Raw genomic sequence first — 16,888 nt, 5'->3', positions numbered from 1 at the left:
GGTGGGGGTGCGTGGATTACGGCAGTAGGTTGCCCCTTCTTGACAGCAGGAACTTCTTGAACGCCGCCACCGGTGGGGTGTCCGGGCGGCCCTCCAGCCAGGCGACGCCGATCTCGCGCGCCGCGCGGGGGGCCGTGACCGTGAGTTCCACGACCCCGGGGCGGGGGACGGCCGGGGGTGGCAGCAGGGCCACCCCGAGGCCCGCGGCGACCAGGCCCCTGAGGGTCTCCGCCTCCTCGCCCTCGAAGGCGACGCGCGGTTTGAAGCCCGCCTCCTGGCAGAGGTCGTCGGTGATGCGGCGCAGGCCGTAGCCGGGTTCCAGCGTGACGAAGGCTTCCTCGGCGGCCTCCGCCAGGCGGACGCGCCTGCGGGCCGCGAGGCGGTGGTCCGCCGGGACGACCAGGCGTAGCTTCTGTTCGTCGAGGCGGCGGGCGACGAGGTCGGGCGCGGTGGGGACGGGTGACGTCAGGCAGAGGTCCAGCTCTCCGGCGCGGAGGCGTTCGAGCATGGCCTCGCCGTAGTTCTGGACGAGGCTGAAGCGGACCCTCGGGTGGTCGGCACGGAAGGCGTGGATCAGGCCGGGGACGGTCTCGGCGCCCATGGTGTGCAGGAAGCCGAACGCGACCTTGCCGGTGGCCGGGTCGGCGTCGGCGCGGACCTCCTCCGCGGCGCGTTCCACCTCCGCGAGGGCGCGTTCCACGTGGGTGAGGAAGGTGCGGCCCGCCGGGGTGAGGGAGACGGTGCGACCGCGGCGGGCGAACAGGTCGACGCCGAGGTCCTGTTCGAGGCGGACCATGGCGCGGGAGAGGGTCGACTGGGGGACGTTCATCTCGTGGGCGGCGCGGGTGACGTGCTCGGTGCGGGCCACGCCCGCGAAGTGGGCCAGGCGGGGGGCGAGGCGGGTGACGATGTCTGGTGCGTCACTGGCTGTGTCACTGATTGGTGACAGGCGGGGCTGGGAGCTGGGTTGATGCGTCACGGGAACGATTATGAGGGTTCTGTGCATTGGACGCATGAAAGCGGGTGTACGTAACTTCTGGGTATGTCTCCCGCGAGTACCGGGGCGTCCACGGTTGTGGATGCCGCTGCCATTGCCACTGCCTCCGCTTCCGTTCCTGTTTCCGATGACCGTATGGCGCCGGGTGGTCCCGGTTACCGGCGGATGAGCTTCGCGCTGTTCCTGGCCGGGGTCGCGACGTTCGCGCTGCTGTACTCGACGCAGGCGTTGCTGCCTTTGATCTCCGGCGAGTTGGGGGTGACGGCGAGCGCGGCGAGCTGGACCGTGGCGGCGGCGACGGGTGGGCTCGCGGTGTTCGTGCTGCCGATGAGCGCGCTGTCGGAGCGGTTCGGGCGGCGTGCGGTGATGACGGGGTCGCTGGCTGTGGCGGTGGGTGTGGGGCTGCTGGTGCCGTTCGCTCCGTCGTTGCCGGTGCTGGTGGCGTTGCGGGCGGTGCAGGGGGCGGCGCTGGCGGGGCTGCCCGCGTCGGCTACGGCGTACCTGGCGGAGGAGGTCCGGCCGAAGGCGCTGGTGACGGCGATCGGGCTGTTCGTCGCCGGTAACAGTGTGGGCGGGATGAGTGGTCGGGTCATCACCGGGTGGGTCGCGCAGGAGTGGGGCTGGCGGGTCGCGGTCGGGGTGATCGGGGGGATCGCGGTGGTGTGTGCGGTGGCGTTCCGGGTGTTGCTGCCGGCGCCGCGGCACTTCTCGGCGGGGTCGCTGCGGCCGGGGGTGCTGGTGCGCACGGTGCGGGAGCACCTGGGAAATCCGCTGCTGCGCCGGCTGTACGCCATCGGCGCGCTGTTCATGACGGTGTTCGGCGGCATCTACACGGTGGTCGGGTACCGCCTGACGCAGGAGCCGTTCTCGTTGCCGCAGGGCGTGGTGGGCTCGATCTTCCTCGTCTACCTGGTCGGTACGGTGTCGGCGTCGACGGCCGGACGGCTGGTGGGGCGGCTGGGCCGCAGGGGCGCGTTGTACCTGTCCGGAGGGACGACCGCGGCGGGCCTGCTGCTGTCCCTGGCCGACTCGCTCGGCGCGGTGCTGCTGGGCCTGGTCCTCATCACGGCGGGCTTCTTCGCGGGCCACGCGGTCGCCTCGTCGGCGGTCAGCAAGACGGCGACGCGGGGGCGGGCGCAGGCCTCCGCCCTGTACCAGTCCGCCTACTACATCGGCTCCAGCGTCGGCAGCACGGCGGGCGCGGTGGCGTTCCACGCCGGGGGCTGGGGCGGGACGGTGGCGGTGGGGCTCGTGGCTGTGATGGGGGTCGTGGCCATCACGGTGGCGGGGTCGCGGGCGGCCGCGCGTGCGTGATGCCTGCGGCGGCCTGTTTCCGTCCGGTGCCTGCCGCGCGTAGCGCTGGCCGCCGGGTGGTGGGTCGGGGCCGCGCCGGGGGGTGTCCGTCCTCGGAACCGCGCGATCTGCCAACTGGAACGGCAACGGGGCTTTCCGCGCGAACCACTGCGGGCGGACACCCCCCGACACGTCCCCTTCCGTGACACGGCGGGTGCGGGCGCGCGGTGGCTCGCCGCCGTAGCGGTCCTAGCTGCGGGCAGTCGTGCCGCAGGGCGGCACGGGTGGGCGCAGCGTCACCCCCGTAGCGCCGGGTTGCGCAACGCCCCCCGGCCCGCACTCACGCCGCCAGAAGTCCGCTGACCTGCGACTTCCCCTCTCCAGGCGCCATTGTCAGTGGGCTGCGGTAGCTTCCAAGGTGCTGGGCGCGATGGCGCGACTGGGATGCCACAGGGGTGGGTGGACGGATCATGAGCAACGGCACGGCGACGACGACACAGCTCGAGGAGCAGCTCGAGAAGTACCGCGTCGAGCTGACCGGTTACTGCTACCGCATGCTCGGCTCCTCCTTCGAGGCGGAGGACGCGGTGCAGGACACGATGGTCCGCGCCTGGCGGAGCTACGAGAAGTTCGAGGGGCGGTCAAGCCTGCGGTCGTGGCTCTATCGGATCGCGACGAACGTGTGTCTGGACCTGCTGGCCGCGGGCAACAAGCGGGCGCGGCCGATGGACCTGTCGGAGGCCACCCCGCTGGCGCAGGCGGCGCTGTCGCCGCGCCCTGATCACACCTGGCTGGAGCCCATGCCGGACGCCCGTGTACTGCCGACCACCACGGACCCGGCGGAGGCCGCCGTGGCGAAGGAGTCGGTGCGGTTGGCCTTCATGGCGGCGTTGCAGCAGCTGCCGCCCAAGCAGCGGGCGGTGCTGATCCTGCGGGAGGTGCTGGCCTGGAAGGCGAGCGAGGTCGCCGAGCTGCTCGGCACGTCGGTCGCCTCGGTGAACAGCGCGCTCCAGCGGGCCCGGGCCACGCTCGCCGAGCGGGCGGACAGCGGTGCCGAGGCGGCCGTGTCCGATCCGCTGGACGAGGAGCAGCGCAAGCTGCTGGAGCGGTATGTCGCGGCGTTCGAGGGCTACGACATGACGGCGCTGACCGCGCTGCTGCACGAGGACGCCGTCATGACGATGCCGCCGTTCGACCTGTGGCTGCTCGGCCCGTCGGACATCACCGGGTTCATGACGACGCTGGGGGCGGCGTGCGCCGGGTCGCGGCTGTTGCCGGTGGAGGTGAACGGGCTGCCCGGGTTCGCGCACTACAAGCCGGACGAGGAGGCGGGTGGCTTCAGTCCGTGGGCGGTGCAGGTGCTGGAGATCTCAGAGGGGCGCATCACCGGGTTCCACTGCTTCCTGGACACCAAACGGTGGTTCCCGCTGTTCGGGCTGCCCCTCCATCTCGAAGCGGAGTCCGACCAGGTCGAGGAGGGCGCGTAGGGCTGGGGAGGGGTCGCGCAGGCGGATGTGGCCGCCGGACCGTTTCGCGGTCAGTTGGAGGCGGGCCAGCAGGTCGACCGTCGTCAGGCCCGGTGGGCCCAGTCCGGCGACGTCGCATACGACGACTCTGGCGCCGGTGTCCTCCAGCCGCGCCCGTACGTCGTCACACAGTCCCGTCACCTCGTCCCTGGTGAGGGGGCCTTCGAGCACGAGTTCGGCGGGTGTCTTGGCGTCCACGATCGATAGACCGGGGGAACGCCGTGAACTAATCGGCGCGCACGCCTCCGTCAGTCGGTGAGGAACTCCGAGGTGTCGAGGTCCAGCTCGAAGGGGCTGGGCAGCGGGACTGGGACACCGAACTTGCTCGCGTGCAGGACGCGGTACACCGCCCCGTGCGGCTCACCGAACAGTGTGACAGTGGGCCCTCCCGGCGCCCAGCCGTCGATAAGGAGATAGAGCGGCACCCCGGCTTGCGCATAGCCTGCGGCCTTCTTGATCCGGTCATGGCTCGCGTTCGACTTGGAAGTGATCTCCACGATGAGTTCTGCCGCATCCGCAGGAACGTAGTTGCCTTTCCGGGAGCGGACGACCTCCCTCGGAGCCACAGCGATGTCCGGAATGTAGAGCCCGTCCCTGGAGGGAATGGCCGTGCCCAGTGTCTGGTAGACGCCCCACTCCTTCGAGATCACCTCGTACAGGCTGCGCTGTACTAGATCAGCGATGTCGTTGTGCGGGTTCGACGGCGGCGGCGCCACGGTGACGATCCCTTCGATGATCTCCACCTTGCAGCCCTCTGGCGCGTCCGTCTCCTGCCAGACCCGGACGAGGTCGTCCCACTCGTGGCCGCTGGCCGCCGAGTGGTCGACGGTGAGTGCGCTCATGGCGGTCTCCTTATCGGTGCGTCACCGAGTCCAGCATGCCGAACGGGATCGGCGGTGGTCCACCGATCCCGTTCACCCGAATGAGGAAACCGCAGGTCAGGCGATACGTTCCAGCACGACCGGGGACGCGGTGAAGTCGGTTCCCGTGGGGGCGATGTCGTATGCGTGCGTCAGGGGTTCCAGGGCGTAGGCGAAGCGTTCGGGGGTGTCCGTGTGGAGGGTGAGGAGGGGCTGGCCCTCGGTGACCTCGTCGCCGGGCTTGGCGTGGAGTTCGATGCCCGCGGCGGCCTGGACCGGGTCCTCCTTGCGGGCGCGGCCCGCGCCGAGGCGCCAGGCGGCCACTCCGATGCCGTAGGCGTCGAGGCGGGTCAGGACGCCGGAGGACGGGGCCTTGACGACGTGCTGTTCGCGGGAGGTGGGGAGGGGGGCGTCCGGGTCGCCGCCCTGGGCCTGGATCATGCGGCGCCAGACGTCCATCGCCGAGCCGTCGGTCAGGGCCTTCGCCGGGTCCGCGTCGTGGATGCCCGCCGCTTCCAGCATTTCGCGGGCCAGGGCGAGGGTGAGTTCCACGACGTCCGCCGGGCCGCCGCCCGCGAGGACCTCGATGGACTCGCGGACCTCCAGGGCGTTGCCCGCCGTGCGGCCGAGGGGGGTGGACATGTCCGTGAGGAGGGCGACCGTTCGTACGCCGTGGTCCTTGCCCAGGCCGACCATCGTCCCGGCCAGTTCGCGGGCGTCCTCGAGGGTCTTCATGAAGGCGCCGGTGCCCACCTTCACGTCCAGGACCAGGGAGCCCGTGCCTTCGGCGATCTTCTTGGACATGATCGAGGACGCGATCAGGGGGATCGCCTCGACGGTTCCGGTGACGTCGCGGAGGGCGTAGAGCTTCTTGTCGGCGGGGGCCAGGCCGTCGCCCGCCGCGCAGATCACCGCGCCGGTGGTGTCGAGGACGTTCAGCATTTCGTCGTTGGTCAGCAGGGCCCGCCAGCCGGGGATCGACTCCAGCTTGTCCAGGGTGCCGCCCGTGTGGCCGAGGCCGCGGCCGGAGAGCTGCGGGACCGCCGCGCCGCAGGCCGCCACCAGGGGGGCCAGGGGGAGGGTGATCTTGTCGCCCACGCCGCCCGTCGAGTGCTTGTCGGCGGTGGGGCGGGAGAGGGAGGAGAAGTCCATGCGCTCGCCGGAGGCGATCATCGCCGCGGTCCAGCGGGCGATCTCGCGGCGGTTCATGCCGTTGAGGAGGATGGCCATGGCGAGCGACGACATCTGCTCGTCGGCGACCTCGCCCCGGGTGTACGCGTCGATGACCCAGTCGATCTGTTCGTCGCTGAGTTCGCCGCGGTCCCGCTTGGTGCGGATGACGGAGATGGCGTCCATGGCCATGGGTTTCCTTCCGAGTGGTTCTGGAAGTGTGCGGCCCCTCCGGGTTCTCGTTCGGAGGGGCCGCTGGTGCGTCAGGTGGTGAGGTGGTCCGGGCCGAAGGCCTGGGGCAGCATCGCGGAGAGCGGGAGGATGCCCGCGGGGGTCTCCAGGAGGAGGTCCGGGCCGCCGTGCTCGTAGAGGAGCTGGCGGCAGCGGCCGCACGGGACGAGGATGTTGCCCTTGCCGTCGACGCAGGTGAAGTGCGTCAGGCGGCCCCCGCCGGTGCGCTGGAGTTCCGAGACCAGGCCGCACTCGGCGCAGAGGCCGAGGCCGTAGGAGGCGTTCTCCACGTTGCAGCCGGAGACCGTGCGGCCGTCGTCGACCCTGGCGGCGACGCCGACCGGGTAGCCCGAGTAGGGGGCGTAGGCGTGGGTCATGGCCTCGCGTGCCGCCTCGCGGAGGGCGTCCCAGTCGGCCTCGGTCACTTGCCCTGTCCCTTCCGGTAGGGCAGGCCGTCCGCCTTGGGCATCCGCAGGCGCTGGGCCGAGAGGGCCAGGACCAGGAGCGTGATGACGTAGGGGGTGGCGGAGACGACCTGGTTGGGGACCTCGTTGGTGCCCGCGTACCAGGCGAAGACGCCGGCGCCGACGATGAGGGTGATCATCGCGTGGACGTACTTCTTGCGGACGGCCAGCCAGATCGCGCCGATCAGCAGGAGCAGGGCGCCCAGCAGGAGCAGGGCGTGGACGTTCTCCGAGCCGCCGCGGAGGTTGAGGCTGTCGGTGTAGCCGAACAGGCCCGCGCCGATGGCGAGTCCGCCCGGCATCCAGTTGCCGAAGATCATCGCGGCGAGGCCGATGTAGCCGCGGCCACTGGTCTGGCCCTCCAGGTAGAAGGGGTTGGCGACGATGGAGAGGAACACGCCGCCGAGGCCCGCGAGGGCGCCGGAGATGATCACGGCGATGTACTTGTACTTGTAGACGTTGACGCCGAGGGACTCGGCGGCGATCGGGTTCTCGCCGCAGGAGCGCAGACGGAGGCCGAAGGGGGTGCGCCACAGGACGTACCAGGTGCCGGGGATCAGGGCGACGGCGATCAGGGTCAGCCAGGAGACGTTGGTGACCAGGCCGCCGAGCAGGCCCGCGAGGTCGGAGACGAAGAACCAGCCCTTGGCGTTCAGGTCGCGCAGCCAGTCGGAGAGGCCGGGGACCGTGAAGTGGCCGAGGGATTCGACCGGCGGGGACTGCTTCGCGGAGCCGCCCTGGTGGCCCTCGAAGGCGAGGGGCGCGAGGTAGCGGGTGATGCCCAGGGCGAGGATGTTGATGGCCACACCGGAGACGATGTGGTTGACGTTGAAGGTGACGGTGACGATGGCGTGCAGCAGGCCGCCGATCGCGCCGCCCGCGAGGCCGACGAGGATGCCGGTCCACGGGCCCCACTGGAAGCCCGCCCAGGCACCGAACCAGGTGCCGAAGATCATCATGCCTTCGAGGCCGATGTTGACCACGCCCGCGCGTTCGGCCCAGAGGCCGCCGAGGCCCGCGAGGCCGATCGGCACGGCGAGCTGGAGCGCTGTGGACATCTGGCTGACGTTGGTGATGCCGTCGGCGCCGGTGATGATGCGGACGATCGAGGTCAGGGCCAGGGCTCCGGCGATGAGCAGGAGCAGTACCGGCAGGGAGAGACGGCGGCCGGTGGGCGCCGCGGGCGTCAGCGTCGGCTGGTTGACGTCGGTCGCCGAGGTAGGGGCAGTCATCGGCCAGCCACCTCCTTCGTGTTGTTGTCGGCGCCGAGGACGTTTCCGGCGGCCAGTTCCGCACCGACGCGGCGCTGCTGGCGGCGCAGGCCCCATTCCCGTACGGACTCGTAGGAGACGACGACCGCGAGGACGATGATGCCCTGCATGATCACCGCGATCTCCTTGTCGTAGCCGTGGAAGTCCAGTTCGGGCGAGGCCTTGTCGAGCCAGGCCCACAGCAGGGCGGCGAAGGCGATGCCCACGGGGCTGTTGCGGCCGAGGAGGGCGATACCGATACCGAGGAAGCCGATGCCGGTGGGGAAGTTGAGGCTGTAGGTGTGGGTGCCGCCGAGGAGGATGGGCAGGCCCGCGAGTCCGGCGACGGCGCCGGAGATCAGCATGGCGGAGAGCACCATCCGCTTGGGGTCGACACCGCTGGCCGCGGCGGCGGTCTGCGAGGCGCCGGAGGCGCGCAGGTCGAAGCCGAAGCGGGTGCGGTTGAGGACGACCCAGTAGCCGACGCCGAGGAGTACGGCGAGGAAGACCAGGCCGTAGATCTCGCCCGCCTCGCCCATGTCGATGCCGGGCACCCAGCCGGACTCGTGCATCACGCCGGTGGTGTTGTTGTTGCCGACCTTGACGCCGAAGACGTCCGGCAGCCAGAGGTAGGCGATGACCGAGGTGGCGATCGCGTTCAGCATGATCGTGGCGACCACTTCGCTGACGCCTCGGGTGACCTTCAGGACGCCCGCGATGCCCGACCAGAAGGCGCCGGTGAACAGGGCCGTGAGGATCAGCAGGGGGACCTGGAGGCCGGCCGGGAGGTTCATGTGGGCGCCGACGATGGCGGCCATCATGGCGGCGAGCTGGTACTGGCCGTCGACGCCGATGTTGAACAGGTTCATCCGGAAGCCGATGGCCACCGCGAGCGCCGCGATGTAGTACAGCGAGGCCTGGTTGATGATCAGGACCTGGATGTCGGAGAACGTGGCCTGCTCGAACATCAGGGCGTACGGCTCGACCGGGTTCTTGCCCGAGGCCAGCAGGACGACCGAGGTCAGGGCGAAGGCCACGGCCAGGGCGATGACCGGACCGGCCACCGTCAGGAGCACGCGCTCCTTGTCGAACTTCTTCATCAGCGGGCCTCGTCTTCCGGAGACTCGGGGGCCTTGGCCGGGGTCTCGGGGGTCTCTTCGTGTTCGAGGTGTCCGGAGGCCGCGCCGGTCATGGCGGAGCCCAGTTCCTCCGGGGTGACGGTGGCCGGGTCGGCGTCCGCGACCAGCCTGCCGTTGTAGATCACGCGGAGCGTGTCCGACAGGCCGATCAGCTCGTCCAGGTCGGCGGAGATCAGCAGCACGGCCAGGCCCTCGCGGCGGGCCTCGCGGATGTGGTCCCAGATGGCCGCCTGGGCGCCGACGTCCACGCCCCGGGTGGGGTGGGCGGCGATCAGGAAGCGCGGGTTGCCGCTCATCTCGCGGCCGACGATCAGCTTCTGCTGGTTGCCGCCGGACAGGGAGGCGGCGGTGACGTCGATGCCGGGGGTGCGGACGTCGTAGTCCTTGACGATCCGGCGGGTGTCCTCCTGGGCCGCCTTCGGGTTCAGCCAGACACCCTTGGCGTTGGGGGCCTCGGTGACATGGCCGAGGATGCGGTTCTCCCAGAGGGGGGCCTCCAGGAGCAGGCCGTGGCGGTGGCGGTCCTCGGGGATGTAGCCGATGCCCTGTTCGCGGCGCTTGCGGGTGGGCCAGGAGGTGATCTCCTCGTCGGCGAGGGTGATCGTGCCGGAGTCGGCGCCCTTGAGGCCGATGAGCGCGTCGACGAGTTCGGTCTGGCCGTTGCCCTCCACGCCCGCGATGCCGAGGACCTCGCCCGCGTGGATGGTGAAGGTGATGTCGTCCAGCAGGGCCTTGCCGCCGGGGGCCGCCAGGCGCAGCTTGTCGACGGTGATGACCGCGCGGTCGGTGACCGTGGACTCGGCGGTCTCGGGGGTGGGGAGTTCGCTGCCGACCATCATCTCCGCGAGCTGGCGGGGGGTGGTCTCGGCGGGGACGGCCGTGCCGACGGTGGTGCCGCGGCGGATGACGGTGATCTCGTCGGCGACCGAGAGGACCTCGCCCAGCTTGTGCGAGATGAAGATGACGGAGAGGCCTTCGGCGCGCAGTTCGCGCAGGTTGGCGAAGAGCGCGTCCACCTCCTGCGGGACCAGGACGGCGGTGGGCTCGTCGAGGATCAGGGTGCGCGCGCCACGGTAGAGGACCTTGAGGATCTCCACGCGCTGGCGGGCGGCGACGCCGAGTTCCTCGACCAGGCGGTCGGGCTCGACTCCGAGGCCGTAGCGCTCGGAGATGTCCTTGATCTTGCGGCGGGCCTTGGCTCCGATGCCGTACAGCTTCTCGCTGCCGAGGACCACGTTCTCCAGGACCGTGAGGTTGTCGGCGAGCATGAAGTGCTGGTGGACCATGCCGATGCCGCGGGTGATGGCGTCGGCGGGCGAGGAGAGCGTGACCTGCTCGCCGTCGATGGTGATGGTGCCCTCGTCCGGCTTCTGCATGCCGTAGAGGATCTTCATCAGGGTCGACTTGCCGGCGCCGTTCTCGCCGACGAGGGCGTGGACGGTGCCCTTGCGGACGCTGAGGTGGATGTCGTGGTTGGCCACGACGCCGGGGAAGCGCTTGGTGATCCCGGCGAGTTCGACGGCGGTCTGCTGACCGTGGACCGCCGCTCCGGCCGGAGGGCTGCTGGACGCGTTGATGGCGCACTCTCCTGGGGACGGGGGTCGTCTACGCGCGTAGCGCCCCTACGGCATACAAAGGGGCGACGCACCGCTGACAACGGGGTACGGGGAGAAGCCTCCCCGTACCCCGTTGAGCGGACGTAACCCCGCGGTTACACGCTGCTCAGGGTCGTTCGAAAGTGTCAGCTGGACTTGACCTCGATCTCGCCGCTGATGATCTTCTCCTTGGCCGCCTCGACGGCCTTCTGGAGGTCGGCGTCGTCCTTGAACGCGGGGTTCGAGTCCGACAGGCCGACCTCACCCGTCTTCAGATCGCCCTTGACGATACCGGTCGCGGGGCTTCCGTCCTCGACCGACTTCGCCAGGTTGTAGACCGCCTTGGCGACATCCTTCATCGCCGAGGTCAGGATCGAGTCCTTGTACTTGGCGAGGGCTTCCTGCTGGTACTGGTCGGAGTCGACACCGATCGCCCACACCTCGTTGGCGGCGGCGGCCTCGATCACGCCCTGACCGGAGAGACCGGCCGCCGCGTACACGACGTCGGCCTTCTTCTCGATCTGGCCCTCGGCGGCCGTCTTGCCCTTGTCGGGGCTGGAGAAGCCGCCCTCCTCCGCCGTCTGGGTCAGGTACTGGGAGAGCACCGTCACCTTCGGGTTGGTGTCCTTCACGCCCTGCTCGAAGCCCGCCTGGAACTTGTGGATCAGCGGGATGTCCACGCCGCCCACGAAGCCGACGGTGTTGGTCTTGGTGGACTTGGCCGCGGCGACACCGGCCAGGTACGACGCCTGCTCCTCGGAGAAGACCAGGTCCGCGACGTTGTCCGCCTCGATGGTGGCGTCGTCGACGATGCCGAAGGTGGTGTCGGGGTACTTGGCCGCGGCTTCCTTCACGGCGGCGGCGTACGCGTAGCCGACGCCGATCACCGGGTTGTAGCCCTGCTTGGCCAGCGAGGACAGCCGCTGGGTCTTGTCGGCGTCCGTCTCGCCCTCGGTGGGCTCGATGTCGGCCGTCTCGTAGCCGAACTCCTTCTTCGCCTGCTCCAGGCCCGCGTACGCGGCGTCGTTGAAGGACTGGTCGCCCTTGCCGCCGACGTCGTACGCGATGGCGAGACCCTTGTCGCCCTGGGACTCCGAGGAGGCGTTGTCGGAGGACGTACCGCCGCAGGCGGCGAGGGCGAGGGCCAGGGAGGCGGTCGCTGCGCCTGCGACCGTGATCCGGGAAATCCGGCGCATGGTGGTGCTCCTGTCGTACTAGCGGGTCCGGGGAGGGATGGGGTACCCCCGCCCCCGGGGTCGCTCCGCGCCGGGACGGTTCAGCAACGGCGCTGGCTTTTCCGCAGATTAACGCGCGTAGACCAGCCTGAAAACCCCTTCTGTCCGCCTTGTTATGTCCCCGTGCCCAAGGACCCGGAGACCTTGGTCACAGGGTCGCCGACCGCGAAGGGCGGGTGGCGGTCGGTGATGCCCGGCGGGCAACGGTGAAGCGGGCGGGCCCCCAGGGCGCCGCCCGCTTCGTCACCGTGGGAGCACGGCGGTGGTCACTCGGTGTTGACCTTGATGGAACCGTCGATGATGCCTTCCTTGGCCTCGTTCACGGCGTCCTGGAGACCCTCGATGTTCGCGAACTCGGGGTTGGACTCCGACAGGCCCACGCCGTCCACCTTCAGGTCGAAGGTCTGGACGCCGGTCAGCGGCTCACCGTCCTCGACGGACTTGGCCAGCGTGTACACCGCGCCGCCGACGTCCTTGAGCGCGGAGGTGAGGATGTAGTCCTTGTACGCCGCGAGGGCTTCCTGCTCGTACTGGTCGGAGTCGACGCCGATCGCCCAGACCTTCGCCTTGGCGGCGGCCTCGATGACGCCCTGCCCGGAGAGACCGGCCGCCTGGTAGACGACGTCGGCCTTCTTCTCGATCTGGCCCTCGGCGGCGGCCTTCCCCTTGTCGGGGCTGGAGAAGCCACCCTCCTCCGCCGTCTGGGTCAGGTACTGGGAGACGACCTTGACCTTGCCGCCGCTGGTGTCCTGGACGCCCTGCTTGTAACCGGCCTCGAACTTGTGGATCAGCGGGATGTCCACGCCGCCCACGAAGCCGACGGTGTTGGTCTTGGTGGCCTTGGCGGCGGCGACACCGGCGAGATAGGACGCCTGCTCCTCGGCGAAGACCAGGGAGGCGACGTTGTCGCCCTCGACCACGGAGTCGACGATGCCGAAGGTGGTGTCCGGGTACTTCGCGGCCACGGCCTCCATCGCCGGGCCGTAGGCGAAGCCGACGCCGATGACGGGGTTGTAGCCCTGCTTGGCGAGGGAGGCCAGCCGCTGTTCCTTGTCGGCGTCGGTCTCGCCCTCGGTGGGCTCGATGTCGGCGGTCTTGTAGCCGAACTCGTCGCGGGCCTTCTCCAGACCGGCGAACGCGGCGTCGTTGAAGGACTGGTCGCCCTTGCCGCCGATGTCGTAGGCGATGGCGAGGCCGAGGTCGTCCTTGCCGCCGTCGCTGCCGCTGTCGTTGTTGTCACTGCTGGTACCACCGCAGGCCGTGGCGGCGAGCGCGAGCGACGCGACCCCCACCGCGACGCGGGTCAGTTTGGATATCCGACGCATCGTGAAGTTCCCCATTCTCCAAAGCCCCGCAGTGGGTGCTCAGTTCGGCGCACATTAACGCGCGTAGACACTCCTGGGAACGGGGTCTTGGCTGGCCGTTATCCATTCGTGCCGATGGCCGGTTACGTCCCCGTGAACCACCGGATCAAATGGTGTGCATAGGACAAGGTGCGCGTGCTTGAGCGTCACGCGCACCACGTTGCCCCCACGTCCGAGGGGCCGCAACCCGAACGCGGCCCGGGAATCACCAGCCGCCGTCGACAAGCGCGGCGGCCGTGAACAGTTCCACTCCTACGGTGATGGCGTGCTCGTCCGCGTCGAAGTCGCCCTGGTGGAGATCGCGCACGGTGCGCTCGCCGGGGGTGCGCACGCCGAGGCGGGCCAGCGCGCCGGGGACGTGCTCCAGGTACCAGGAGAAGTCCTCGCCACCGAGGCTCTGCTCGGTGTCCTCGATCGAGTCGGCGCCCCGGCGGGCGGTCATCGCGGCGCGCAGGTGCTCGGTGACGTCGGGGTGGTTGACCACGGGCGGCACCCCGCGCACGTAGTTGATCTCGGACTTGGCGCGGTGCAGGTTGGCCACCTCGTCGACGGCCGCGTGCACGACGTCGGGCGCGGTGCGCCAGGTCTCCAGGTCCAGGCAGCGCACGGTGCCGGACAACTCGGCGTGCTGCGGGATGACGTTCGGGGCGTGGCCGGACTCGACGCGGCCCCAGGTCACAGCGAGCCCGCTGCGGGTGTCCACACGCCGGGCGACGATCGCCGGGACGTCGGTGACCACCCGGGCGACGGCGGTGACCAGGTCGGTCGTCAGGTGCGGGCGGGCGGTGTGACCGCCGGGGCCGTCGAGGGCGATCTCCAGCCGGTCGCAGGCCGAGGTGATGGGGCCCTGGCGCAGACCGATCCGGCCCACGTCGACGCGGGGGTCGCAGTGCACGGCCATGATCCGGCCGACGCCGTCCAGCGCGCCGCACGCGATGGCGTCGGCGGCACCGCCCGGCAGCACCTCCTCGGCGGGCTGGAAGACCAGCCGCACCGGGCGGGGCAGCAGGCCACGGCGGTGCAGGTCGGCGAGGACCAGTCCGGCGCCGAGGACGACGGTGGTGTGCACGTCGTGGCCGCAGGCGTGGGCGCGGTCGGGGACGGTGGACCGGTAGGGGCACTCGGTCTTGGCGTCCGGGATGGGCAGCGCGTCGATGTCGGCCCGCAGGGCGAGGATGGCGGGGCCGCCCTCACCGCCGTCCTCGTCGACGCCGATGTCGCAGACCAGTCCGGTGCCCACGGCGAGAACGCGTGGCTTCAGGCCCGCCTTCTCCAGCCGGGCCTTGATCGCGGCGGTGGTGCGGAACTCCTGGTTGCCGAGTTCCGGGTGCATGTGCAGATCGCGGCGGAACGCGATCAGCTCGGTGCGCAGGGCCTCCGGCAGGGTGCCGGGAAGCCCGGCTTCCCCGGGGGCGCCGGCTTCGGACTCCAGTGACATCAATTGCTTCACCCTCTGAAGGGTAGGACGCCCGGACGGCCAACTGACCCGAGATCAACAAAACTTCAGCCCGTTAGGGGAAGAAAATCTGGCCGCCGGACGCATAGGCGTCGGGACGGATGGGTAGACTCGCCGGATTTCGTGCCCAGTGGGCTGTCCTCCGGCACCCATCCTCTCCCTCACGCATACCACGCCCCATGCCGCCCACGCTCGCGCGTTCAGCTGGCGGACGGGTGGGGGGAGTTCCCCGCGCCCCTCGGGGCGCCGCCCTCATGTTCCCCGGACGGCCAGGAGGCGGTCCACTCCCCTCGCCGTGCCCGTTACGCCGTTCAGGAAGCCCTGCGCCCGGGGGGACGCCCCGTGGGTGAGCCAGTCGGGGTCGATGTCGCAGACCGCGACGCGGACGCCGGTTCCGGCGAGGGCCAGGGGCAGGGTGTGGACGACCGTCGAGGGGAAGCTGAGGATCGTGCCGCCGATGGGGCCGCGGCGGGCGATCAGCTCCAGCGGGAGTTCGGGGCGTACGACCTCCAGGCCCGTCTCCAGCGAGAGGCGGTGGAGCTTGTCGGCGCCCTCGCGGCGGTGGGCGAAGTAGCGGGTGGCGCCGTGCGCCTTGGCGAGGGTGCGTACGGCCTCCAGGTACCGTTCGCCGTCGACGACGCCGGTCTCCACCAGGGAGGTGCCGACCAGGTCGGCGCCCCTGGTGATGCGGGGCGGGCCGAAGCGGGCGCGGGTCCAGGAGAAGTCGTTGGCGGTGATCTCCACACCACCGGGGGCCTCCGCGATCGGCATCGAGGAGAAGACGGTGACGCGGCGGCGCTCGCCGGGGGTGAGGCGGCGCCGGGCGGCGCCGGAGACCGGGCCGAAGACCAGGTCGCGGGGGCCGGGGCGGCTGCCCTTGCGGTGCCAGCGGACCAGGCGTTCGCCGCGGGCGAGCTGGGTGACGAACTCCATGGTGGCGGTGCCGTCGTCGACGACGACCAGGTCACGGGCGCGGGTGATCGTCAGCAGCAGCTGGACGTAGCGCGAGAAGGGATCGCCCATGACGATCCGTTCCGCGCGGCGCAGCGGGCCCATGAGGCCGCCGATGGTCTGGAAGGGCGCGGCGGCGCCGCCCCGCGCCTCCTCCCAGCGGACCTCGTACCCCTCCTCGCGGGCCAGCTCGGACATGCGTCTCAGCTGGCCGCGGGTCATCGGGTCGTTCGGGGAGAGCACGACGAGCGTGAGGTCCGCGCCGGGGGCGTGGCGGTGCGCCCACTCCAGCACGTTCAGGAGCTGGACCGGGCTCTCGACGAAGGCGAGAGTGGGGGCGCTGGCGTTCCCGGCGCGGGGGCTCATCGGCGTACGACCGTCCCGTGGGTGGGGTGGGGGTGGGGTGGGTTGATCAGACGGTGACCGGCTCGCCCGCGGCGGCGGCGATCTCGGCCTCGGCGACGGCGCCCTGGACGCGGCGGAGCTTCTTCATCGGGCCCAGCTCGGAGTCGTAGACCTTCTTGATGCCGTCGCCGAGGGAGGCCTCGATGGTGCGGATGTCGCGGACGAGGCGCTGAAGGCCCTGCGGCTCCACGGAGGCGGCCTGGTCGGAGCCCCACATGGCGCGGTCGAGGGTGATGTGGCGCTCGACGAAGACGGCGCCGAGGGCGACCGCGGCGAGGGTGGTCTGGAGGCCGGTCTCGTGGCCGGAGTAGCCGATCGGGACGTTCGGGTACTCCCGCTGGAGGGTGTTGATCACGCGCAGGTTCAGCTCCTCCGCCTTCGCGGGGTAGGTGGAGGTGGCGTGGCAGAGCAGGATGTTGTCGGAGCCGAGGACCTCGACGGCGTGGCGGATCTGCTTCGGGGTGGACATGCCGGTGGAGAGGATGGTGGTGCGGCCGGTGGCGCGCAGGGCGCGCAGCAGTTCGTCGTCGGTGAGGGAGGCGGAGGCCACCTTGTGGGCGGGGACGTCGAACTTCTCCAGGAAGGCGACGGCCTCGGTGTCCCACGGGGAGGCGAACCAGTCGATCCCCTTCTCCTTGCAGTACTCGTCGATCTGGCGGTACTCGTCCTCGCCGAACTCCACGCGGTGGCGGTAGTCGATGTAGGTCATCCGGCCCCAGGGGGTGTCGCGCTCGATGTCCCACTGGTCGCGCGGGGTGCAGATCTCCGGGGTGCGCTTCTGGAACTTGACCGCGTCGCAGCCCGCCTCGGCGGCCACGTCGATCAGCTTGAAGGCGTTCTCCAGCTCGCCGTTGTGGTTGATCCCGATCTCGCCGGTGATGTAGACGGGCTGGCCGGGTCCGGCGGTCTTCGAACCGAGGGCGCGGAGGCGGGAGTTGGTGCTCATGGCTGG

General features: G+C 70.5%; 15 protein-coding genes. 2 read left to right on the top strand and 13 right to left on the bottom strand.

Going from position 1 to position 16,888, the window contains the following annotated elements:
- Nucleotides 1–16 precede the first annotated feature (16 nt).
- Entirely contained in the window at nt 17–979 is a 963-nt protein-coding gene (locus KBY47_RS14205) for a LysR family transcriptional regulator (RefSeq protein WP_210921434.1), read from the bottom strand.
- 63 nt (nt 980–1,042) lie between these two features.
- Between KBY47_RS14205 and KBY47_RS14200 the strand changes: the two genes are divergently transcribed.
- Both KBY47_RS14200 and KBY47_RS14195 read left to right on the top strand, forming a co-directional pair.
- Nucleotides 1,043–2,311: an MFS transporter gene (locus KBY47_RS14200; protein WP_210921433.1), complete on the top strand. Its 1,269-nt coding sequence runs from the start codon at nt 1,043–1,045 to the stop codon at nt 2,309–2,311.
- 449 nt (nt 2,312–2,760) lie between these two features.
- A complete protein-coding gene (locus KBY47_RS14195) occupies nt 2,761–3,777 on the top strand; it encodes a sigma-70 family RNA polymerase sigma factor (RefSeq protein ID WP_210921432.1) in 1,017 nt (338 codons plus the stop codon).
- Here KBY47_RS14195 and KBY47_RS14190 read toward each other — a convergent pair.
- From KBY47_RS14190 to KBY47_RS14135, 12 genes are all read right to left on the bottom strand, one after another.
- Entirely contained in the window at nt 3,661–4,047 is a 387-nt protein-coding gene (locus KBY47_RS14190) for a lipid asymmetry maintenance protein MlaB (protein WP_210921453.1), read from the bottom strand. The two genes, KBY47_RS14195 and KBY47_RS14190, sit on opposite strands and share 117 nt — an antisense overlap.
- A 17-nt stretch (nt 4,048–4,064) precedes the next feature.
- Complete coding sequence (locus KBY47_RS14185) at nt 4,065–4,658, bottom strand: Uma2 family endonuclease (protein WP_210921431.1); 594 nt, start codon at nt 4,656–4,658, stop codon at nt 4,065–4,067.
- Between the two features lie 96 nt (nt 4,659–4,754).
- On the bottom strand, nt 4,755–6,038 hold the full coding sequence (locus KBY47_RS14180) for a thymidine phosphorylase (protein WP_210921430.1): 1,284 nt from the start codon (nt 6,036–6,038) through the stop codon (nt 4,755–4,757).
- Nucleotides 6,039–6,109: 71 nt separating this feature from the next.
- Entirely contained in the window at nt 6,110–6,502 is a 393-nt protein-coding gene (locus tag KBY47_RS14175; RefSeq protein WP_210921429.1) for a cytidine deaminase, read from the bottom strand.
- Nucleotides 6,499–7,773, bottom strand: a complete 1,275-nt coding sequence (locus KBY47_RS14170; RefSeq protein ID WP_210921428.1) for an ABC transporter permease — start codon at nt 7,771–7,773, stop codon at nt 6,499–6,501. The genes KBY47_RS14175 and KBY47_RS14170 overlap by 4 nt, the downstream gene beginning before the upstream one ends.
- The gene (locus tag KBY47_RS14165; RefSeq protein WP_210921427.1) at nt 7,770–8,891 is read right to left on the bottom strand and encodes an ABC transporter permease; all 1,122 of its coding nucleotides are present in this window, start codon (nt 8,889–8,891) and stop codon (nt 7,770–7,772) included. Before KBY47_RS14165 ends, KBY47_RS14170 begins: the two co-directional genes overlap by 4 nt.
- Nucleotides 8,891–10,507 carry an ABC transporter ATP-binding protein gene (locus tag KBY47_RS14160; RefSeq protein WP_210921452.1) on the bottom strand — a complete coding sequence of 539 codons (1,617 nt, stop codon included), beginning with the start codon at nt 10,505–10,507 and terminating at the stop codon, nt 8,891–8,893. Before KBY47_RS14160 ends, KBY47_RS14165 begins: the two co-directional genes overlap by 1 nt.
- Before the next feature lie 164 nt (nt 10,508–10,671).
- Nucleotides 10,672–11,721 carry a BMP family protein gene (locus KBY47_RS14155; protein ID WP_210921426.1) on the bottom strand — a complete coding sequence of 350 codons (1,050 nt, stop codon included), beginning with the start codon at nt 11,719–11,721 and terminating at the stop codon, nt 10,672–10,674.
- A gap of 305 nt (nt 11,722–12,026) precedes the next feature.
- Entirely contained in the window at nt 12,027–13,085 is a 1,059-nt protein-coding gene (locus tag KBY47_RS14150) for a BMP family protein (protein ID WP_210921425.1), read from the bottom strand.
- A 244-nt stretch (nt 13,086–13,329) separates the two neighbouring features.
- On the bottom strand, nt 13,330–14,562 hold the full coding sequence (locus tag KBY47_RS14145) for an amidohydrolase (protein WP_210921451.1): 1,233 nt from the start codon (nt 14,560–14,562) through the stop codon (nt 13,330–13,332).
- A 270-nt stretch (nt 14,563–14,832) separates the two neighbouring features.
- Nucleotides 14,833–15,897, bottom strand: a complete 1,065-nt coding sequence (locus KBY47_RS14140) for a hypothetical protein (RefSeq protein WP_210921424.1) — start codon at nt 15,895–15,897, stop codon at nt 14,833–14,835.
- Nucleotides 15,898–15,943: 46 nt separating this feature from the next.
- The gene (locus KBY47_RS14135) at nt 15,944–16,882 is read right to left on the bottom strand and encodes an N-acetylneuraminate synthase family protein (protein WP_210921423.1); all 939 of its coding nucleotides are present in this window, start codon (nt 16,880–16,882) and stop codon (nt 15,944–15,946) included.
- Nucleotides 16,883–16,888 lie beyond the last annotated feature (6 nt).

It is taken from the genome of Streptomyces sp. B93 (assembly GCF_018070565.1).
In the GTDB taxonomy this organism is placed as follows: Bacteria; Actinomycetota; Actinomycetes; order Streptomycetales; family Streptomycetaceae; genus Streptomyces.
The sequence above is the reverse complement of the archived record's forward strand: the minus strand, read 5'-3'. Positions and strand labels throughout refer to the sequence as shown.